Genomic DNA, 20,167 nt, shown 5'->3' on the forward strand with positions numbered 1-20,167 from the left:
GATCATCCTTCCTTCGCCGTCAACAGCCCGTGCAGGCGGCGCGCCTCACGGAGCAGGCCGCTCGATCCCTTACGCGTCGCCATGGCTTCGATCTCGGGGATCGCCCCGTGAGCGCGGCACCACGCCGCCGTGGTGGCGGCCAGCTCCACGAACCCGGCCAGCCCGTGGCGTGGCCGTTGACCCGCCCGGGGCAGGATCGCCGGCAACGCCGCGGCGACCGCCGTCCACACCTCCTCGTGGGCGCCCTGGCGGGCCGCCGAGTCCAGGGCCGCCGTCAGATGGACGAGCTTGATCTGCTCGTACGCGACCAGCGCCGCCGCCCGCCTGCCGAGTTCGGCGGCCGGCAGGTCGCCGCGCCCCGCCATCGTCAGCAGGATGTCGACGGCCTCCGGCGTCTCCGGGTTTCCCAGCAGGCGGGCGAGGATGAGCGCCACGGCGGCTCCCGGCGGCCCATCGAGCAGGGCCAGCTCGCGCAGATGGCTTGTCTGTACCGCTGGGCTGTACCACGGATGGTTCAGGAGCTGACGTGACAGGTGGGCGGCGGCCACCTCGCGGTGGGACGGGAACATCGACGGCCACCAGGCCAGATGGAGTCCGTCGCCATGCCCCGAAGGGGTGGCGAACGTCCGGTCGACGAGGAGTGGCCCGGTGGCCGGCGCGCGCATCGACGGGACGGGCCTCAGCTCGCCGGAGTGGTGCCGCCCGCCGTCGTGCCCGGGCGCCGGGTGGGACCAGCCCATCTCCACCACTGGATCCGCGAGCCGGGCCCCGGACAGCCATCGGGCGACCAGACGACCGGCCGCCGAGGAGAGCCGACCGGCGCGTTCGATCGCTTCCCCGTCCCGTTCCCTCGGCAGCCGAAGGAGTGCCTGCTGCAGATCCGCGGCGAGCGGCTTCATCCCGGCGGCCTCGACGACCTCCAGTCTCGTCACCAGCTCGGCCGCCTCCACGTGTCCGGTCGTGAGGGTTGGGGTGGCCAGCAGTAGGGGCGGGACGACGTCCTGCTCCACGGCCATCTGGATCTCGGCCGCCCGGTGCAGCAGGAGCAGGTGCGGCGGGCTGAGATACCGGGGGTTGGGAAGCCTGCTCCTCCAGATGCCGCGCTCCGGCGCGATGCCGACGAGGGAGTACACGGCGCCGATCAGCCAATGGTCGACCCGCTTCCAGCGCTCGGCCCGGTCCCAGTGATCGGCTTCTCCGTACAGGTACTCGTACCTGCCGGCCAGGAGGGGCTCGAACGCGGTGGCCGCGCCCTCCCGGTCCCGGTGCACGAGGGCGACGAAACCGGCCAGCAGCCGCTCCCACGCCTGCCAGTCGTCGGAGGCGTTCAGCAGGGACACCATCTCGGCCACGGAACCGATCGCTTCCGGCATCGGCCGCGGGACGCCGGGCCGCGGGAGCGCGGGCGGATCGAACCCGTCCCGGGGTCCGGTCTCGATCGGCTCCTCGCCGCCGAAGACCGCGAAGGCACGCCGACCGAGATCGGGCGGGAGCGCGCCGAGGGCGTCGCGGACGACGGCACGGCCCTCGTCGTCCATCAGGTCCGCGTACTTGGTCGCGAGCGTCAGTGCCTTCTCCTGCAGTTCGACGGAGTCGGCGGCGAGCACCGACGCCAGCGGTCCCGCGATCGAGGCTGCCAGGCCGGGCGAACGTCGTACCCGCCGGTCCAGCCAGGTGAGCCCGGCGCGGACGAGCTTGCGCTCGGGCCGGAAGAGCACCGACTCCCACGCCTCCACCAGGTCGAGGGAATCCAGCCCGCCGCGCTCGTCGATCCCGTCGCGGCCGTCGAGCCCGTCGAGCCCGCGCAGGTGCCGCAGCGCCAGCTCGGCGACCGGCCCGGGGGCCGAGGGCAGCAGCCGCAGGTAGTCACGGGCCAGCGGCTCGATCTCGTGCGGCGCGGGGTCCAGGGCCTCGTGCAGGCGGACGAAGAACCGCAGCTCCGTCACCGAGCCACCCAGCAGGAACCGCCTGACGCATCCCTGGAGCAGCTCCGACCGTCTCACCCCGTCGGCCGCGGCCAGGGTGCGCAGAGCGCCCAGCAACGACCGGTTCGGATCGCTCTCCCACTGCAGGGCCCGCCCGACCCCCTGGGCCTCGAAGAGGCGGGGAAGCATGACGTCGAAGAGCGGATCCTTGTGCGGAGCGGGCAGACCGGCGACCGCGCTCGCCCATCCGGCGACCACCGGATCGTGGTCCGGAAGCTCGATCCCGGTCTCGCGGAGCAGGGCGAGCGCCAGCTCCATGCCGCGGTCCTCCGCCGTCCGGAGCCTCAGCACGAGCCGCCTCGCCAGATCGGCCCGCCACTCCGCCGGACGGGTCGCGACAATCGTCATGATCCGCCTGGTGTCCCCGTACGGCGGGCTCCAGCGGGAGGTGAAGTCCCGGCGGTTCAGCCAGGTCGCCACGGCGGCCGCCCCGGGGAGGACCCCGGCCCCGGCGGCGCGGAGCACCTCGGCGTGGTCGTCGAGCCCCTCCCAGGATTCGCGCCGGCCGCGCAGCGTCTTCAGGTATCCGGGAAGGCTGCCGGCGACCTCCTTGCGCGCCTCCTCGTCAAGCCCGGTGACCCGGATCGCGACGGCATAGACGTCCCGGCGGTCGATGAGCCCGCGGATCTCCTCCCAGGCGGTCATGCGACGGCCTCCTCGCGGCGGGAGGCCCTGGGGAGTTCGCCGGAGGCCGGGACCTTCGTCCCGGCCGGCGGGGCAACGTGCTGGTGGGGGGTGGACATGCCGCGAACAGTAGTGATCCACTCCGACAATTCGGCCACGGACCCGTCACCGGGCCGGAACCCGCGACGGGCCGTGGATCCGTCGCAGGGCCCGGACCCGCCGCAAGACCCGCCGGACCCATCACGGGACCGCGGACCCGTCACAGGACCGCGGACCCGTCACAGGACCGCGGACCCGTCACAGGACCGCGGCCGGCCGGTCACAGGACCGCGGAGGTGGAAGCGGGGGTGGAACCGGCCTGCAGCCGGTTGCCCGTACGCCGCCAGCGGGCGAGCCCGCCGTCCAGCGGGCGCGCGTGGAAACCCCGCTCGCGCAGCAGCCGCACGGCCTCCGGGGAGACCGCGCAGTAGGGTCCGCCGCAGTAGGCCACGATCTCGGCGTCCCGGGGGAGCTCGTCGAGACGATCGCGCAGCTCGGCCAGGGGCACCGACAGCGCCCCCGGCACATGGCCGCGGGCGTGGTCGGCCGCGGAACGGACGTCGACGATCACGACGCCGGATTCGGGGTCGGCGAGACGCGCGGCGAGCTCGCCGGCGGTCACCGGCTCCAGCGCCGCGGGGTCGCCGAGGTGTTCGGACACCGCCTCCCGCAGGTCGGCGAGCCTTTCCCCGGCGAAGTCCTGCAGCTCGCCCAGGAACCGGGAGACCCGCTCGTCGGCCAGCCGGTAGTAGACCCGCGTACCGTCCCTGCGGCTCGTCACCAGGTGGGCGGCGCGGAGCTGCTGCAGCTGGGCCGAGGTGTTCTTCAGCGGGACGCCGGCCGCCTCGGACAGCTGCTCGACGGTGCGTTCCCGCTGGTCGAGCACGTCGAGCAGCCTGAGCCGCACCGGACTGGCCAGCGTCTTCCCGATCCGCGCCAGCTGCCGGTAGATCGGTTCCTCCCGAAACTCCGTCATGACCGTCAGACCATGTACTGGTCGTGGCGAAGATAGAGGTCCGTCCACTCCGCGTCGCCGAGCTGCCGTCCCTCGGCCACGATCGCGCCGAGTTCCTCGAAGTACGCCTCGCGCGGCGCCCCGGGGGCGAAGAGCAGGAGCATCGAGGCCGGTTCGCCGGACTCGTTGCGGAAGCTGTGCACGCCGCCCGCCGGGACGTGCAGGAAGTCCCCCTCCGTCGCGTCGACCCAGCTCCGCCCGTCGAACAGCCGCACCGTCCCGGACAGGACGAAGAAGGACTCGGAGATCGTCCGGTGGAAGTGGGGCGACGGGCCGGACGGCTTCGGTCCCATCTCCCAGCGGTACAGGCCGAACTGCCCGCCCGTCGAGGCGCCGGTGCCCAGGTAGTGCACCGCCGTCCCGCCGATCGTCAGATCCGGGCCCGCGCTCGCCGGCCGGAAGATCCCGCTGCTCTCGCCCGCCTCACCCAGGTAAAGCGCCTCCGGGTACGACATACCGCTCTCCATTCCCATGAACCAATATTCCAAAGAACTATAGAACATGGAACCACCTCACGCGTTCGCGTGGCCTCAACGGCACCGCGGGAAGCGGCCGGAATACGGCCCGGGAGCCCTCAGGGCGGGAAACCGCGCCTTCCGCGGTACGCGCTCAGAGCGGGAAGCCGTACTTTCCGTGAAGACGGACGAAGCTGGCCGGCGTGAGGACCTGCCGACGCTCCAGCCCGGTCTCGGTGCGCTGGAACAGGACGATCTCCTCCCGCCCGCCGGGTCCGATGGGCTGCACGAGGCGGCCCCCGAGCCGGAGCTGCCCGACCAGCGGCGCGGGGACCTCGGGAAAGGCGGCCGACACGATGATGCCGTCGTACGGAGCGCGGCCCGGCACGCCGAGGCTGCCGTCCCCGACGAGCGACTCGACATTGCCGATCCCCTGCCGGGCGAGGTTCCGGCGCGCCTGCCGGACCAGATCCGCCCACAGGTCGATGGTCACGACATCGGCGGCCAGGCGGGCGAGCAGCGCGGTCTGGAAGCCGAGGCCGGTGCCGACCTCGAGCACGTGCTCCTCCCCGGCGAGACCGAGGCTCTCGATCATCCTCGCCGACAGCGAAGGTTGCGTGGTCGTCAGCCCGCGCCCGATCGGGACGGGCCCGTCGTAGTAGGCGATCTCGACATGCTCCGCGGGGACGAACTCCGCCCGTGGCGTCGTGCGCACGGCCTCCAGCAGGCGCTCGTCACGGACGCCCGCCGCCTGGACGGCCCGGACGAGGTCTTCGTGAGAGGCGCCTCCGATCACGACCACCACGCCTCCACCCGCGGGATCCGGTCGATACCGCGGCCGGGCATGACGTCATCACAGAGGAACGACGCCACCGGATCGGTGCCCATACCTCCATGGTAGGCACGCCCGGGCCGCCCGCACGCGCACGCGAACCCCGCCCGCGGTCACGGGAATCCTGCGGACCACCGGCACCATCCACCACAGGCGCCCACGGTCGGGCGGGGTGTCACGGGGAGCGCGCGTCCGGCTCACGCGCCTCGCCGCCCGGCCCGCCGGTCCGCTCGACCTCGACGAGGCCGTGCCTCCGGGGCACCCTCACGAGCCAATGGGGCCATAAGTCCGCATTTACCAGTATTTGGGATGGACGCCCGGAGCGCCGGCGCACGATAGTGCAGGGAGTCTCGCCTGGCCCCTGGAGGTTCCCCCCGCTATGCGTATCACCAGGCCGCTCGCCGCCTTGGCGGCCGTCTCGACAGCCGCCGCCCTGCTCACCGTTCCCGCGGCGCCCGCCGGCGCTGACGCCGCCGACGTCGGCAGCGCCACCGTGGTGCCGCTCCAGGTCACCGGAGCCCCGGCCAAGCGGTTCAATCTGATCATCATGGGCGACGGCTACACCGAGGGCGAGCGGTCCACGTTCGCCGCCGACGCCGACCGGCAGCTCAACGTGATGTGGTCCATCGAGCCGTACAAGTCCTACCGCAACTACTTCAACGTCTACCGGGTGGACATCGTCTCCGGCGAGTCCGGCATCGGCTGCGACCCCGACCTCGCCTCCGGGCGGAAGAACACCCCGCTGGGCATGGCGTTCTGGGGCGGCTGCAACCCCGCCAGCGTCCAGCGGCTCATCACCATGAGCAACTCCGCCGCCAACTCGTACGCCAACCTGGTCACCGGGACCAGCGGCGCCAACCGGCAGATCCTCGCCCTGGGCAACAGCGGGACCTACGGCGGAGCGGGCGGCGCCTACGCCACCTCCTCGGGCCACAACTCGATGTCGGCCCTCATCGCGCCGCACGAGATCGGCCACTCGCTGGGCGGGCTGCAGGACGAGTACACCTATTACACGCGCGGCGTGGAAGGCGGCGCCTACGCGGGAGACGAGCCCGGCTCCGTACACCACACCCTGCTGACCGAGCAGCGGATGAGGGACGAGCGGAGGAAATGGTGGCGCTGGCTGGGCGAGCCGAGCGAGGCGGGCGGCACCATCGGCCGCCACGAGGGCGGCCTGTACTTCGGCAAGGGAGTCTGGCGGCCCAGCGAGCACTCGCTCATGAGGACGCTGGGCTACTACTACGACCAGGTCAGCCGTGAGGTCATGACCCAGAAGATCTCCGCCAAGGTCGGTCTCATCCAGGACGGCACGCCCACCACGTCGCCGGTCGGCGCCGACCGGGTGCTCTGGGTGGAGCCGCTGCACCCCGGCAGCCACTCGCTGACCACCACCTGGAGCGTCGACGGCACCGAACTCCCGGGCGAGCGCACCGCCCTCGACCTCCGCACGCTGGACCTGCCGGCCGGCACGCACACGGTGAAGGCGACCGTCGTCGACCCGACCGGCTTCGTGCGGGACCCCGCCATCCGCTCCGGCGCCCTCACCGCGACCCGCACCTGGACGGTGGACACGACCGTGACCACTGTCCCCGCCCCGGTCGAGGCGGGCCTGCTCTCCTCAACGCCCACCGACCAGGCCGTCGGCCGCGACGAGGTCGTCTACGTCGAGACCACCCACCCCGACGACAGCGTCCCCGCCGTCACCTGGACGCTGGACGGCGCGCGGCTCGGCGATGACGACGGGGACCTGGATCTGGGAGCGCTCGCGCTCACCCCCGGCAACCACACCCTCACCGCCGCCTCCGGAGACGACACCCGCTCCTGGACCGTCGACAACACGCTGCCCACGACCGGCTACGAGCTCTCAGAACCACTGGTCGCCTCCGGCGACACCCATGTCTACAACGGTCCCTTCACCATGAGGCTCACCGGCGGCGACGACCAGGACGGGTACGTCGTGCACGAGTCGCGGGTGGACGGCGACGGCTGGTTCAACTACTTCGGCTGGCCGACCTCCGCCGACCTGCCGTGGACGTTCAGCGAGAGCGGCACCGTCATCGACAGCCTCACCTTCGGCAGGCTGCCCCGCGGCAGGCACACCGTCGAGTACCGCTCGATCGACCCCAGCGGCAACCACGGCACGGCCAGGAGCTTCACGGTCACCACCCTCGCGGCGCCGCCCGCCTGCACCACCACGATCACCGGCACGAGGAACGGGACGATCGTAGTCCGCTCCGGCGTCACCTGCCTGGACGACGCCCGGGTCAACGGCGGGGTGACCGTCGGCTCCGGCGCGTCCCTGGTGGTGAACGGCGGCAGCGTCAACGGGGCGATCACCTCGTCCGCCGCCGCCGAGGTGCACCTGCTCAGGACCCGGGTCAGCGGTGCGGTCGTCGTCTCCGGCACCACCCGCCGGCTGATCGTCGCAGGCTCCGACCTCAGCGGCGCGGCGGTGCTGACCGGCAACACCACCGCCGACGCCCTCGTGGTGGCGGGCACCAGGGTCCGCGGCGCGCTCTCCTGCACCGGCAACACGCCCGCCCCGTCCGACGCCGGGGTGTCCAACCAGATCACCGGCAGCGGCCAGTGCGCCGGCCTCGTCGACGACCCGCGTTCCAAGACCCGGGACAGGTCCTACGAGGCCGTGGTCTCCAGCGACGTCCCCGAGAAGGGCCGGGACCAGCACCACCAGTGACACGGCATGACGGCGGGACGTCCCTCCGAGAGGCGTCCCGCCCGCGCTCCCCCGGACATCACCCTGTCCGGCGGTCGCGCTCCCGTCCGCACAACGTCAACCCGCCGAACTCCCCCGGAGGCGACAGCACGACGGGGTGAAGCGGTGCCAGGCTCCGCGACGCCCCTCACCGGTATTCGTGCAGGCAGCTGGGTCCCCTGGCACGATGAATCACGCGCGCGTCGAGGAGAGACCTGGCCTCGACGACCTCTTGGGCCGGCCGGACCGCACGCACCGGAGCGGGACGTCCTCGCCACCGCGCCGGAAAGCCTGCTGACACTCCTGCGCTACCTCGCCGCGTCCGGCCTGCGCGACCCTCGGGGCGCCTCCACCGCGGAGCTGGAGGCGGCCGTGACCGAGGCCGCGGCGGAGTATCCGGCGGCGCTGGCCGACCCGGCCCGGCAGGGCGTCGGGAAGTTCTGGACGCAGACCGCCCTCGACAACGGCATCGTCCTCGACGGCGAGAGGGCCGTGGCCAGGTTCCAGCGTGATGTCGACACGGGCCGGATACGCTTCGACGCCGACATGCTCGACCGGCTGCTCGAGACCGAGTTCACCGGCGCGGGCCCCAACGACGAGCGGGCCTTCCCCCAGTGCCCCGTCGTCCTTCCCCCGCCGCCGAACTCGCCGCCGAAGCCGCCCGGAGCGAGATCGTACGGCAGCTGGCCGCCCTGACCGGCTGGGTGGGAACGGACGGGCGGCCCCTCACCAAGACCGGAAACCTGCGGCTGGCCGACGCCCGCGAGCTGGCGGCTCTGCTGGACACCGGGGAGCGGGACCTGCGGGTGCGCAGCTCCGCCGAGATGCCCCGGCTGAGCCTCCTGATGGCGTGGGCGAGGAAGACGGGCCTGGTGCGGGTGCGCAAGGACCGTCTGGTCCCGGTGGCCAAGGCCGCCCCGCTCCTGCGTGACCCGGAGGCGCTGTGGCGGCGCGCGTTCGAGGCGGTCTTCGAGCTGGGCGCCGTCAGGTCGACAGGAATCTGCTCGCGGTGTTCGACGTCCTTTCCAGCCTCGGTGCCGTCGAGCCGAGCCACGGCGTGGCCGACGAGCTGTACTCCAGCGACCTGCGTCCCGGCGTTGTCGACGGGATCGGAGAACTCACCGAGGACGACCTGCCGCTGCCGCCCGAGGCACGCGCCCGCCTCCTGCCGCGCCTGGCGGAGCCCGGCCCGCTGGTACGGCTGACGCCTCTGGGCACCCGAGCCGTACGGGAGCGGCTGCTCGCCGACGGGCGGGACGCCCCGCTCCTCGGGGAGCTGGCGGACGCCCCGGCGGGCGAACTCCTCGGGGTGCTCGCCCAGCACTACACCCAGGAGACGGCGGCGGCCGAGCTGGACGGCTGGCTGGCGGCGCACGGAGGTGACGTCGAGCCGCTTCTGGACGCCGTACGCGCCTGCCCCTTCCGTACCCGCGCCTCCGCCATGCTCTCCACCCTGGTGAAGGCGCTCCCCGGCGGCCGGTCGACGCAGGCGAGGCTCCGGCCCGTATCGAGATTCCGCAAACCGGGGGAGGCACCGAGCCGGACAGGCTGCCGCTCCCCCTGACGCCACCGTTCCCGCCGGTCCGCGAGATCGTTCCTCGACGACGGTTGTCACGCCACCGCGGGAACCAGCGAAAGCCCGTGGTCGGCCGCACGGCGCGCGATCTCGAACCCGGCACGGGTGTAGATGCCGAGGGCCCCGGTCGGGTTGTCCGCGTCCACCCCCAGGCCCGCCGTGTCGTACCCCTGCGCGCGGAACTCGCCCAGCGCGTGCGCGAGCAGCGCGCTCGCCACCCCGCGCCCCCGCCACTCGCGCGGGGTGCCGATGATCTGGATCCACGCCTCGCGGACCCCGGTCGCCTCGGTGTCGGCCTCGAAGTAGTGGGTGAGCAGAACACCCGCGCACTCCCCCGACGCGTCCACCGCGACGAAGGATCCCTCCGGCCGGAACGCCCGCACCCCGACGATGGTGCTCCGCCAGGACTCCGGGGTGTGCTGGACGCTCCCCCAGTGGTCGACGAACGAGCGGTTGCGCACCTCCCGGACGGCGTCCTCCAGGTCGTCCCGGTAGGCGATGATCTGCAGCCCCTCCGGCGGCGAGACCTCCGGCAGCTCGGCGCCCAGGTCGAGGGTCATCCCGTAGAACCACCTGGCCGGACGCATACCGGCCCTGGCGACCAGCGCCCGCAACCCCTCGTTGCGGCTGTCCACCTCGACGTGGAGCTCGAGCGGCTGCCCGGGAAAGCGGCGCTCGTGCAGCACCGGGGTGTTGCCGATCGCCCACTCCAGCAGGCGGCCCCCCAGCCCCCTGCGCCGGTACTCCGGATGCACCCCGCCCCACAGGCTCATCCGATGGACCGGCTCGGCCGCGGACCGGGCCATGGTCATCCCGTACGCGACCAGCCGGCCGGACTCCCACGCCCCCAGCGTGCCCTCGACGGGATCGAGCAGCGGGTTGGCGAGATCCTCGGCGAGGGCGTCCGCGGTCTCCCTCCCCCCGACCTGGTCCACCTCGTCGATCGCCACCAGCAACTCCGCCCACGCCCCGGCATCGTCCTTGGTCAGCGGAGCCCACTCGAAGGTCATGGCTACCGAGCGTAGAAGCACGCCGCTTTCGCCGGCCACCCGTTTTCCCGCCGCCGGGTAGGGTGCCGCTGTGGATCTGGACGTCATCCGGCGCGGCATCGACGCGCTCCGCGAGTACGACACGGACCTCGACCTCTTCGGCGCCCGCGAGCACCGCTACCGGTTCAAGCCGCCGCTTGACGAGGCCACGCTGGAGGACGTCGAGACGCGGATAGGGGTGCGTTTCCCTGCCGACTACCGCACGTTCCTGACCCGGCTCGGCAACGGCGGCGCCGGCCCGTACTACGGGGTGCACGGGGTGCGGCCGGCCGGCTCCTGGACGCGGTTCGGCCCGTTCCCGTTCACGGAGGAGTGGGAGCCGCCCACGGACGACGAGGGCTACCTCGCCCTCTACGAACGCCGCGACGGCGACGCCCGCGACCTGCTCGCCCGGGCCCACGCGGCCGGCGCCGAGGGGGACCACGAAGCCGTATGCCTCGCGCTCGCGGAGGCCGTGCTCCTGCGCGAGGAAGGCAGGATCGCCGACGCCCTGACCACCGTGGAACACGCGATCCCGCGGAACGGCTGGTGGTACGACAGGTCGTGGCTGCACCGCCTGCGCGTCGAGTTGCTTCTGACGCAGAGCCGTCTGGACGACGCGTGCACGGCGACCGAGGAGCACATCGCGCGCTGCCCCGACGACGACTTCGGCTACATACGCCGCGCTCTCCTTCGGGTGCTGGCCGGTGACCCCTCGGCCGCCGAGGAGGTCCTGCGCGCCGACGCCCCGCTCGGAAGAGGAGTTCGATCGGCAGGCCACCCACGTCCCGCCGACCGCACCCCCGTCGCGCTACGGCTCCGCGCCCGGCGCCTGGCCTGGGAGTGCCGCCGCTGGGGACACGCCACCGACGCACCCCGCTTCGACGCGATCGCCGCCGGCTGACCGGGCTCCGACGACGGTCCCCGGCCGTGCGCCCCGTGATGTCATCCTCATCTTGCGGGTGTCTTGGTACGTGCGAGAAGTGGTCTGACGGGTTGTCTTACGCGGGTTCGCGCACGGATCGGGCGGTTGCCGGCAACGACTCCTCGACCACCGGCGGCTTCAGGAGGCTGGTCCCCCAGGCGACCGCGACAGTGACCAGGGAGAGGATCAGACCGATGATCACGGTGGCGGAAACGCTGTAGTCGTTGATCGCGACACCACCGGCGAACGCGCCGAACGCGATACCGACGTTGGCCGCGGAGACAGGCAACGACTGCGCGAGCTGGCCACCGGGACCGGCCAGAACGATCACCCGCACCTGCAGCGAGGGCACGATGCCATAGAAGGACAACCCCAAGGCGAGCAACACGAGCGCGACGAGCCACGCGATCGAGCCGACGAAGTAGAGCGCCAGCAGGGAGACCACGATGCCGATGGACCCGATGATCAGGGTGCCTCCGGCGTTCCGGTCGGCGAACTTGCCGCCGCTGAACGAGCCGACCGCTGTGGCCCCGCCGTAGGCCAGGAGGAACACGCTCAGCATGGCTCCGGAGATGCCGGTGACCCTCTGCAGGAACGGCACGAGGTAGGTCAGCGCCGCGAACACCGCCGAGAACACGATGAAGTTCAGGAACAGCACGGCGAGCACCCTGGGGGCGAAAGCGTACCTGGCCTGGTGGCCTGCACCGGCGCCGGCGGGCGGCACGGACGGGATCAGTGCCACGGTGCCGATCAGTGTCACCACGGCGCCCGCGACGATCGCCATGAACGAGCCGCGCCAACCGAGGGTCTGACCGACCAGTGTGCCCAGCGGCAAGCCGAGCGCCCCCGATATCGCGACACCGGAGACGACGATCCCGATCGCCTTGCCCATGCGCTCCGGCGGGACGATCGACATGGCCGCAATGAACGCACCCGCGATGAACAAGCCCTGCAACGAACCGATGAGGAAGCGCAGCAGGAGGAACAGGCCGTATACGTGGGTCAGTACCGCGACCAGGTTGCACGCGATGAACAGCGCGACCGCGCCGACAAGGACGATCTTCTTTTCCAGTTTGATCGTCAGCGCGGTCAGGATCGGACCACCGATGGCAAGGCCCAGCGCGTACACGGTCACCAGGTGGCCGGCCGAGGGGATGGTCACCTGGAGATCGGCGGCGATCCGGTCCAGCACGCCGACTACGAGCAGTTCGCCACTGCCCAGTACGAACATTCCCAAGAACAGCGTGGCCAGGGCCAGGTTGGTCCTGGCTGGGCTCAAGGCCGTTTGCTGGATGCTCATGTGCGCTCTTCCTTATGTCGTGTTGCGTGGAGTCGTCGCAGCGAACGGGTCGGCTGACCCGTGTGCTCGACGTGACCGAGGATTGCCACGTCCTGTTCCTCACGGGACGAATGGGTCCAAGGGATTTGGTCACGTTCAGTGGCCATGGGTGATCAGAGTTCGTTTGATCGGCCGGCCGGTTTTGTCGTTAACACCGGGGCGACTGGGCAGTAGCCGCACTCAGCCCACCCGACGGTCTCCCGCGACCGGCCGTACTCGGCCCACCCGGCTGTCTCCCGCGACCGGCCGTACTCCACCGGGCGCGACCGGCCGTACTCCACCGGGGTGGAGCACGGCCTACCCGTAACACGCCGGTGATCATGAAATACAGCGCCGTTACGGGGTGTTTCAGATCGTTCGTCACACATCGATACGGGGTGCCGTCGCCCTACTGCCGCGGGGACCCCTCAGACCCGTTCATCGAGAGGACGTCTGGTCTCAGGGTCCTACTTCCACTCGATGACCTGGAGGTAGTTTCCGTCGAGGTCGGCGAACGTGCCGAATTTTCCCTTCTCCCGGTCCTCGACCGAGATCCACTCCACGCCGGCCGCATTCAGCTGGGCCTCCACGGCGTCGAAGTCGTCCACGTGGAAGTTGATGATCGCGCGGCCCGGTTCGCTGTTCTTCGCCTCGACGTCGTCGCGCCCGTCGACGACCAGCAGGAAGCCGCCCAGGTCGATCGGGCCGTCGCCGGTGAACTCCGGCGCCAGTGCCTTGATGTACCAGGCACGCAGTTCGTCGGGACGGGTCGTGCCGAGCAGCATGCTTCCGGGCTTCAGCGTCGTCATGTCGAATCTCCTTGCTGTGTGATCACAGGTCATGGCAGCGGCTATCGCCGCGCGTTCCGGTGCTACGTGAAATCGCGTTCCGCTGCCTCAGCGGTGCGCTTGATGGCCGCCAGTCGACGGTCCCAGTCGGCCGCGAGCGAGGACATCCACCGCGTGGCGGCGTCCAGGCTCTCGGGTCTCAGCGAGTACCTCACCTCGCGCCCGACCCGGCTGCCGGTGACAAGTCCGGCGGCGTCCAAGACGGCGAGGTGCTTGACGATCGCCTGCCGGGAGACGGGGAACTGCTCGGCGAGCGTCGTCGCGGTGGCCTCGCCCAGCTCGGCGAGGAGGTCGAGCAGTCCGCGACGGATGGGGTCGGCGAGCGCGACGAGAACGCCGCTGACCTCCTTTCCCGTGTCATCGGATTCCGCCCTCACACGGTCGACTCTTCGACGCGCTTCTTCGCCGCGTTGAGGACCTGCGGCCAGCCGCTGGAAAGATCCTCGATCGTCTTGGCGCGCACCTCCTCGGACACGGCCAGCGCGGCGAAGCCGCTCTCGACCACGGTGAGACGGGTCTTGTCACCCTCGGCGGACAGCGTGAACTCCACGAGGGTGCTGTTGCCCTCGGTCAGCTCCTGGCCAGGGGAGGCGGGAGCCCAGCGGTAGGCGATGTACGACTGCGGCTCGACCTTCACCACGCGCACCGGGAAATCACCGTGCTCCGAGTTCCTGGCCACCGTCGACTCGCCCTCGACAGCGGTGGTGCCCTCGATGCTCTCCGGTTCGGCCACCCAGAAGCCGGGTGCGGAGACCAACGACCAGACGCGCTCGATCGAGGCGCCGATCAGGGTGTCGCGCTCGATCCGATCTTCGAACATGAGAAAACTCCTTCACGCGACGACATTAACGTGCAACCAGATTGTTGCACCTCGATCGATCGTCGTGCAACCTACTCGTTGCACGAGAGTCGAGGACGCCGGACGATCGGGGACGGCTGGGGACGGCTGGGGACGGCTGGGGGCGGTCGGGGACGGCTGGGGGCGGTCGGGGACGGTCGCCAGGGTTCTGCGTAGTTCAAACGAGGAGAACTTCCCCGAGCCCACTACCGGCGGCGAGTCGGCAGCCGCCCCGGCGATGTTCGCCGGTTAAACCGATGGCGAAGATCCACCCCGGACACAGAACCGCCATCACCGATAGCGGCGGTCTACGGGATGACGCCGTCTGCGACAACAACATCTTGATCACTCTCCGCCTCCGAGTGACGACTCATTGAAATGTCGTAGCGGCCCGGCACACTGACCACCGACACGGGAGGTGGGCATGGCACGGGGCCTGGGCAGGAACGCGGTCCGGAAGTCGCTCGGGCTCAGCGTCTGGGAGATCGAGCTCGCGGCCACGACCGGCCTGCTCCGGCGCTTTCCCGACCGGACCTTCGACCCCGTCTCCGTCAGGGCGGCCGAAGCCGACGTCGAGCACTTCCGGCGGTCACTCGCCGCGGAGCGGCGCTGCACCGTCACCGAGGCGTCGGCCAGGCTCGGCGTCTCGATCGACCGCTTCAAACGGATCGTCACCGCCGCCGGTCTGGCACCCGTGGCCACCGAGGAGATCCGGAAGTACGGCCAGATCCTCACCGTCCGCTACTACCGTGCCGCTGACGTGGACGCTCTGGCCGACCACGTCCACGCGGGCGCCGAGCTACGCGCGGCCGCGCGGATGGTCTCCCGCTCCGAGGGCGCCAGGAAGGCCGTTCAGACCCGCAAGCTGAACCTCGCGCGCACCGTCGCGGCGCGTGCGGAGATAGAGGCGACCAAGCCCACCCCCGACGCGGACTGCGTGCGGGTCCTCCTGTGGACCGCAGCGCTGATGGTCGCCGCCGGCGTCTGGCCGGGGCCCCTCAGACCCCTCCACCGCATGGCGGACCCCCGCGTCCCACCACTCACCGAGATCCTGCGCGATGCCCGCCTCCCTCGCGCCGAACTGGAGACGATGCTCGCCGAACTCACCCCGAGGTCAGCGGAGCTTGTGCGTCTCCTGGTCTCACCCCGGGACGCGGAACGGGAGCTGGGTGTGCCCATTGAGATGATCCCGGCCCAGCTGCCCCGGTTCGGCGGCCACCTATTGTCGCCCCTCCTCCACGAGGCGGTCTCCTCACCCCCTCCCTGGCTGCTGCGGGCGCGGGCGGAGGTGGAGTTGCAACGAGCCGTCCACGCGGAGGAGCGGCGTGCCGTCGAAGAGGCGTCCCAGCGGCGCCGAGCCGAGCGAGCCGCCGTCGACCAGGCCACCCGAGCCGCCTCCCGGCTGTCCGACGAGTCCGTGGCCGAGATGTTCGGTATACCCGCCGACGTGATCCGGCGGCTCCGCCCGGCAAGCGGCCGTTGGACGGCCGACCACGTCGCGAGACTGCTCAGGGAAACCCCGCCGTGGCTGTGGGACGAGGCCGCGGCCCGGGCGGAGGCCGAACGTCGCCGTCACCGCGCCGAGCGGAAAGCCTCTCGGCGCCTCTCCTGGCGCAGCCTCTGGGCCGAGGCGCTCGGCGTCCCCCTCGACCGGGTCCCCGGTTCGGTCGGACGTCCCACCCGCGCGGCGATCGAAGCCGCCAGGCGAGAGCCGCCCCGGTGGGCGCGCGAGACACCACCCGGCTGAGACCAGACTCGGGACCGGCTCGCCGTGGCCCGCCTTGAGGACAATCGACGCAGGAGAGCCATGCCATGCACGACCAGCCATGGACCACCGCGCCCCTGGTCGCCTTCGACCTCGAGGGCACCGGCGGCCAGGACCATGAGCACGAGCTGATCCTGGAGGTCGGAGTCGTCCCGCTGGTCGACGGGCGCCCGGACATGCGAGGCGCCTACAACTCGACGGTGAACCCCGGCCGACGCGTCCAACACCGCCCCTGGTCCTCACCCGGCCTGACCGACGACGCGCTCAGCCTGGCCCCGCCGCTGGGCGACGCCGAGCAGACGTTGCCCCTGTTCTGAGCACTCCGGTTGGTGTCCCTCGCGGCTACCGCAGCGCTGTCTTCCATCGCCCTACCTGTCGCCCCTGAGGCAGAGGGTCTGCTCGGCCGAACTCTCAGCCTAGGTAGAGCCGTTCGAGGAACGTACCCCGCTCGGCGCGTTTGACCTCCGCGACCTTCTCGATGTCCCGCCACTCGTACCCGTGAACATGGGCGAGGGCCCGCAGGACTTCGAGCACGTCGGCGATCTCCTCCGCCACCCCGTCCGCCGGAGCCTCGCGCAGTTCCGCCGCCTCCTCGAACAGTTTCTCCAGCAGAGCCTCGCGATACTCGGCGTCCCCGAGAACGGTCACCACCGGTTCCCCGCCACCCTCACGAATGATCTCCGGAATCCTGTCCCGCACGAGTTTCCCCACCTCAGACCGCCCCTTCGCGCACGTACGGCTTCCTTCGGAAAGCCCAGAGACTACCGGTCTCCTCCTCCGTGCGCGCTTCCCTACACGAGCGGTGAAAATAGCCTGTATTTCGGCAAATGCACACCAAGGGCGGCGGCGGATGGATTTCTCTCACTGGGAGCGGAGCCCACGCTCCTCGTGGCGCGTGGCCGTGCTGATGGGGGCGAACAGCCGTACCTACAAGTTCGCCCTCGGTGCCGCCCTCCTGGACGCCGCAGCCGAAGGCCGGTCGGAGATCCTGCTCCGGGATCTGGCGGCGCCGTACGCGATGGGGCTGGTACGGCATCTCGGCCAGGCGCCACAGGTATCCCAGAAGGGCGAACGGGGAGAGAAGGACTTCCTCTCGGTGGCCGAGCGAGAGGCCGCGGAGTCACTCAGGCTCGGGAGCCCCACCGAAGAACTACTGGCGGCGGCTGTCGACTCCATGCCCAGGATGGTGATGCGGAAGTTCCACAACCTGCGCGGCGAAGGAGCGGAGGTGCCGCACCGCTTCTACGAGGTGACGGGCCGTTCCCACGAACAGATCGTCCGGCTGAGCAAGGAACTCAGCGATATCGCCCGATCAGAGCAGGCTTCGACCCTGCGGGGCGAGCTGTCGGCCCGCTGGAGCATCGTGGAGACGTCCTTCGCCGCCGGGATCGGCCGCAGCCTGATCGATGAGGGTGTCGCCGTGGACATGACCACCCTGCAGATCACCGACAGGCGGCGCCGCCGATCGGTCACCGGCGTCACGGATGCGGTCATCGGCTTCCAGCACGGTCTCTGCATGATCTGCGCGGAACCCATCACCCTGGGCATCGACGTCATCGCCGTCGACCACGTGTTCCCTTACTCGTTCATGAGGCTTCTCCGCCCCGGAGGCGGGGGCACGGCACCGGACCTGGACGCGGTCTGGAACCTGGCCCCCACACACGCATGGTGCAACGGCCAGAAGAGCAACCGGCCACCCACCGCAGCGGAAATACTCAGGCTGGCGCAGCGAAACGAAGCCATTATGCGGTCACCGCACCCGCTCAAGAAGACCCTGAAGTTGACCTTGGAGCGCAACGGATTCAAAGGAACCCGGCCGGGCCAGTGGTTCACGTTCATCCAGCACGTACGCGACCTCCTCTGACGCGCCTGTCCACGGTGAGGGGCCGGCCGTCGAGGGCTTCCCCGGTTGGAGCCCTTCTCGCGGGTAGAACGCCGGATCGCGGGCGACGACCGGTCACGTTCAAGGACGTCGGAGTTCCCCGCGTTCGATGCCGCCGGTGAAGGCGTCGTACTCGGCGTCGGTGAACAGGTGCGGAGCTTTCTCCGGGTTCTTGGAGTCGCGCAGGGCCACGATGCCCTGGTCCAGGAAGGCGATCTGGACGCAGTTGGTGCCGCCGCTGCTGAGGCTGCTGGTGTGCCAGCGGGCGTCGCGAAGCTGAGTTTCGATCCAGTCGGGGTCGAGGGCGTTCTTGTTCATGAGGGGTCCTTGGCGATCGCGGTGAGGAGCGGTATCGATGCCTTCGGGGAGAGTGCGTCGGACTTCAGCAGGTCGCTGGTGGTGCGGTAGAGCTCGACGGTCTCGGGTTCGTTCAGGTGCAGGGAGGCGCGCAGGGACTCGATGCATACGAGGTCGCGACCGGCGGGAAACGACATGAACATGAACGGGCCGTCCATTCCCGCGTGGGCTCCGGCGGAGAACGGCAGGACCTGGATCGTGACGGCGGGGTTGGTGCGGGCGAGGTGGATCAGGTGCTCGATCTGGGCGCGCATGCAGGCCCGTCCGCCGACTTCCTGACGCAGCAGGCCCTCCGGAAGCACGACCCAGATCTTCAGTGGAGGTCGGCGCTCCAGCATGGTGCGCTGATGCTCCAGCCGTAGCGCCACGAAGCGGTCAATGTCTTCCGGCGTCTTCCAGACTCTGCTGCCCTCGGTCACCGCGCGAGCGTAGTCCGGGGTCTGGAGAAGGCCGTGGACGGCGAGGGGGTTGAAGACGAACAGGGCATCGGCGTTCTCGACCTGGGAGAGGTAGTCGCCGAGCGGGTCGTCGACCACGCCTTCGTAGCGCTGCCACCAGTCGGCTTCACCGGCTCGGCGTACGAGGTCGCGAAGTGCTTCCCTCAGGGCGGTGTCGGTGATGCCGAAGACCTCGAAGAAGTGCGGAAGCTGCTGGATCCTGAGCCCTTGCAGTCCGTTTTCGATCTTGCTGACCGTCGAGAGGGACTGGTAGCCGAGGTGGCCTGCCGCCTCCTCCTGGGTCCAGCCGAGGGCCTCACGGATGCGCCTGAGTTCCGCGCCCAGGCGTCGGCGTCGCGGCGTGGGTTCGACGGGCATGGTCACCTCCTTCCTCGTGGGGAGCGTAGTGCTCAGGACGGGGCAAGGAAATGCCATCCTCCTCGGAGGAAAGTCTTTCTTATGAGAATGACTTGCCTAAAGGGTGGCCTGCACCGCATCATCGAGGCGTGACAGCAATGAGTGTTCGTGCAGTCACAGAAAGACATGATCTTCGGCTTTGTCTGTATGTCTTCGCGGAGACGTCCCCGGTGCGCCACCGATCCCGAAGGCACCGTTGACCTCACGCTTCCTCACCGGAGTGAAACCCAAGCGAGCCCGCAGAGCGTCTGCCGACCTGATCTCAGGGCAGCCCCCAGTCCCATCCGTTAGAAGCAACGATGCTCATCGAGCACGTTCCGGATCCCTGCAAATACGACAGACCACACAAACGCTTCCGGATGACCGCCTGGTGCCGGCCTCCCGGCAACGCGGCCCGACGCGCCCGGGAACTGTTCCGCGACCGGCTGGCCAAACTGCCCCTGGACTCAGATGTGCTCGACGAGCTGGAGATCGTCGTCTCCGAGCTGGTCACCAACGCCACCCGCTACGCCCCCGGCCCCTACGAGCTCCGCCTCTTGCACAACCACGGCCTTCCGGTCAGAGCCGAGGTCGTCGACGCCGGAGCCGGAACCACCCTCATCGAGCACCTGTTGCACCGCCCCCCGCCCGTCCCCGAGCGCGTCGACGACCTCGAACTCGGCGGCCGGGGCCTGCGCATCGTCGCCGAACTCACCCACGGACGCTGCGGGCACCCAGTGGACCCGCCTGTGCGGCACCGGCCAACTCGGCACCGCCGTCTGGTTCGACCTCCCCGCCCAGCGGCACCGGCACCCCTGAACGCCCCGACCTCCGGGGCAGCCGGGATCGTCCCCCGATCCCCCCGACCCCGGAGCCGGTCCACGCTCACGGCTCCCCCGTGCCGAGCGTGGACCGCACACGGAGACCGGCGTCCACGGACCCCATCTCACTCCCGTCCGGGACACCGGCCTCCCACCTCTTATGAAGCGGCAACGCCCAACCTGCACGTAGAAAGCTTTGATGGCCCGCACCACGCGGCCGGCGTCGATGACAGCTCGGGCAAGTTCATGACGTACGCGCGCGGCGTGCGGAAGGATGACGCCGGACGGCTGGACGCACGGTGAACCTCGGAGA

Annotated in this window: 20 protein-coding genes; 8 read left to right on the top strand and 12 right to left on the bottom strand. The window is 70.5% G+C overall.

Annotated features, from left to right (window positions below):
• Positions 1 to 2 precede the first annotated feature (2 nt).
• The 4 genes from AB0F88_RS03790 to AB0F88_RS03805 form a co-directional block, all read right to left on the bottom strand.
• Positions 3 to 2,630 (bottom strand): DUF6493 family protein, encoded by a 2,628-nt coding sequence (locus AB0F88_RS03790; RefSeq protein WP_362677012.1) that lies wholly within the window; start codon positions 2,628 to 2,630, stop codon positions 3 to 5.
• A 298-nt stretch (positions 2,631 to 2,928) separates the two neighbouring features.
• Positions 2,929 to 3,624 carry a metalloregulator ArsR/SmtB family transcription factor gene (locus AB0F88_RS03795; RefSeq protein WP_362677014.1) on the bottom strand — a complete coding sequence of 232 codons (696 nt, stop codon included), beginning with the start codon at positions 3,622 to 3,624 and terminating at the stop codon, positions 2,929 to 2,931.
• A 5-nt stretch (positions 3,625 to 3,629) separates the two neighbouring features.
• Positions 3,630 to 4,118, bottom strand: coding sequence for a cupin domain-containing protein (locus tag AB0F88_RS03800; RefSeq protein WP_362677016.1), 489 nt, complete (start codon positions 4,116 to 4,118; stop codon positions 3,630 to 3,632).
• A 154-nt stretch (positions 4,119 to 4,272) separates the two neighbouring features.
• Positions 4,273 to 4,920, bottom strand: a complete 648-nt coding sequence (locus AB0F88_RS03805; RefSeq protein ID WP_362677018.1) for a protein-L-isoaspartate(D-aspartate) O-methyltransferase — start codon at positions 4,918 to 4,920, stop codon at positions 4,273 to 4,275.
• A gap of 409 nt (positions 4,921 to 5,329) precedes the next feature.
• On the opposite strand from AB0F88_RS03805, the gene AB0F88_RS03810 reads away from it, so the two are divergent.
• The 3 genes from AB0F88_RS03810 to AB0F88_RS03820 all read left to right on the top strand — a co-directional run bounded on the left by AB0F88_RS03810 (position 5,330) and on the right by AB0F88_RS03820 (position 9,227).
• Positions 5,330 to 7,645 carry a M64 family metallopeptidase gene (locus AB0F88_RS03810; RefSeq protein ID WP_362677020.1) on the top strand — a complete coding sequence of 772 codons (2,316 nt, stop codon included), beginning with the start codon at positions 5,330 to 5,332 and terminating at the stop codon, positions 7,643 to 7,645.
• Between the two features lie 390 nt (positions 7,646 to 8,035).
• The gene (locus tag AB0F88_RS03815; RefSeq protein WP_362677022.1) at positions 8,036 to 8,359 is read left to right on the top strand and encodes a hypothetical protein; all 324 of its coding nucleotides are present in this window, start codon (positions 8,036 to 8,038) and stop codon (positions 8,357 to 8,359) included.
• 313 nt (positions 8,360 to 8,672) lie between these two features.
• Positions 8,673 to 9,227 (top strand): hypothetical protein, encoded by a 555-nt coding sequence (locus tag AB0F88_RS03820; RefSeq protein WP_362677024.1) that lies wholly within the window; start codon positions 8,673 to 8,675, stop codon positions 9,225 to 9,227.
• A gap of 47 nt (positions 9,228 to 9,274) precedes the next feature.
• Here AB0F88_RS03820 and AB0F88_RS03825 read toward each other — a convergent pair whose 3' ends face one another.
• Complete coding sequence (locus AB0F88_RS03825; protein WP_362677026.1) at positions 9,275 to 10,249, bottom strand: GNAT family N-acetyltransferase; 975 nt, start codon at positions 10,247 to 10,249, stop codon at positions 9,275 to 9,277.
• A 70-nt stretch (positions 10,250 to 10,319) separates the two neighbouring features.
• Between AB0F88_RS03825 and AB0F88_RS03830 the strand changes: the two genes are divergently transcribed.
• A complete protein-coding gene (locus AB0F88_RS03830; protein WP_362677028.1) occupies positions 10,320 to 11,171 on the top strand; it encodes an SMI1/KNR4 family protein in 852 nt (283 codons plus the stop codon).
• Positions 11,172 to 11,268: 97 nt separating this feature from the next.
• Here AB0F88_RS03830 and AB0F88_RS03835 read toward each other — a convergent pair whose 3' ends face one another.
• The 4 genes from AB0F88_RS03835 to AB0F88_RS03850 all read right to left on the bottom strand — a co-directional run bounded on the left by AB0F88_RS03835 (position 11,269) and on the right by AB0F88_RS03850 (position 14,178).
• Positions 11,269 to 12,492, bottom strand: coding sequence for an MFS transporter (locus AB0F88_RS03835; protein ID WP_362677030.1), 1,224 nt, complete (start codon positions 12,490 to 12,492; stop codon positions 11,269 to 11,271).
• Positions 12,493 to 12,977: 485 nt separating this feature from the next.
• Entirely contained in the window at positions 12,978 to 13,319 is a 342-nt protein-coding gene (locus tag AB0F88_RS03840; RefSeq protein WP_362677032.1) for a VOC family protein, read from the bottom strand.
• Positions 13,320 to 13,381: 62 nt separating this feature from the next.
• Positions 13,382 to 13,735: a metalloregulator ArsR/SmtB family transcription factor gene (locus AB0F88_RS03845; RefSeq protein WP_362677034.1), complete on the bottom strand. Its 354-nt coding sequence runs from the start codon at positions 13,733 to 13,735 to the stop codon at positions 13,382 to 13,384.
• Positions 13,732 to 14,178, bottom strand: coding sequence for an SRPBCC domain-containing protein (locus AB0F88_RS03850; RefSeq protein WP_362677036.1), 447 nt, complete (start codon positions 14,176 to 14,178; stop codon positions 13,732 to 13,734). The genes AB0F88_RS03845 and AB0F88_RS03850 overlap by 4 nt, the downstream gene beginning before the upstream one ends.
• A 442-nt stretch (positions 14,179 to 14,620) precedes the next feature.
• On the opposite strand from AB0F88_RS03850, the gene AB0F88_RS03855 reads away from it, so the two are divergent.
• Together AB0F88_RS03855 and AB0F88_RS03860 are read left to right on the top strand one after the other, a co-directional pair.
• A complete protein-coding gene (locus AB0F88_RS03855) occupies positions 14,621 to 15,943 on the top strand; it encodes a hypothetical protein (RefSeq protein WP_362677038.1) in 1,323 nt (440 codons plus the stop codon).
• A 65-nt stretch (positions 15,944 to 16,008) separates the two neighbouring features.
• Entirely contained in the window at positions 16,009 to 16,278 is a 270-nt protein-coding gene (locus AB0F88_RS03860) for a 3'-5' exonuclease (protein WP_362677040.1), read from the top strand.
• 94 nt (positions 16,279 to 16,372) lie between these two features.
• On the opposite strand, the gene AB0F88_RS03865 is transcribed toward AB0F88_RS03860, so the two are convergent.
• Positions 16,373 to 16,609: a nucleoside triphosphate pyrophosphohydrolase gene (locus AB0F88_RS03865; RefSeq protein WP_362677042.1), complete on the bottom strand. Its 237-nt coding sequence runs from the start codon at positions 16,607 to 16,609 to the stop codon at positions 16,373 to 16,375.
• Between the two features lie 202 nt (positions 16,610 to 16,811).
• Here AB0F88_RS03865 and AB0F88_RS03870 point away from each other — a divergent pair, with 202 nt between their 5' ends.
• A complete protein-coding gene (locus AB0F88_RS03870; protein WP_362677044.1) occupies positions 16,812 to 17,825 on the top strand; it encodes a hypothetical protein in 1,014 nt (337 codons plus the stop codon).
• A gap of 99 nt (positions 17,826 to 17,924) precedes the next feature.
• On the opposite strand, the gene AB0F88_RS03875 is transcribed toward AB0F88_RS03870, so the two are convergent.
• Both AB0F88_RS03875 and AB0F88_RS03880 read right to left on the bottom strand, forming a co-directional pair.
• A complete protein-coding gene (locus tag AB0F88_RS03875; RefSeq protein WP_362677046.1) occupies positions 17,925 to 18,161 on the bottom strand; it encodes a DUF397 domain-containing protein in 237 nt (78 codons plus the stop codon).
• A complete protein-coding gene (locus tag AB0F88_RS03880) occupies positions 18,158 to 19,015 on the bottom strand; it encodes a helix-turn-helix transcriptional regulator (protein WP_362677048.1) in 858 nt (285 codons plus the stop codon). Before AB0F88_RS03880 ends, AB0F88_RS03875 begins: the two co-directional genes overlap by 4 nt.
• A gap of 398 nt (positions 19,016 to 19,413) precedes the next feature.
• On the opposite strand from AB0F88_RS03880, the gene AB0F88_RS03885 reads away from it, so the two are divergent.
• Complete coding sequence (locus AB0F88_RS03885) at positions 19,414 to 20,157, top strand: ATP-binding protein (protein WP_362677050.1); 744 nt, start codon at positions 19,414 to 19,416, stop codon at positions 20,155 to 20,157.
• Positions 20,158 to 20,167 lie beyond the last annotated feature (10 nt).

The organism is Streptosporangium sp. NPDC023963 (assembly GCF_040639135.1).
Taxonomy (GTDB): Bacteria; Actinomycetota; Actinomycetes; order Streptosporangiales; family Streptosporangiaceae; genus Streptosporangium.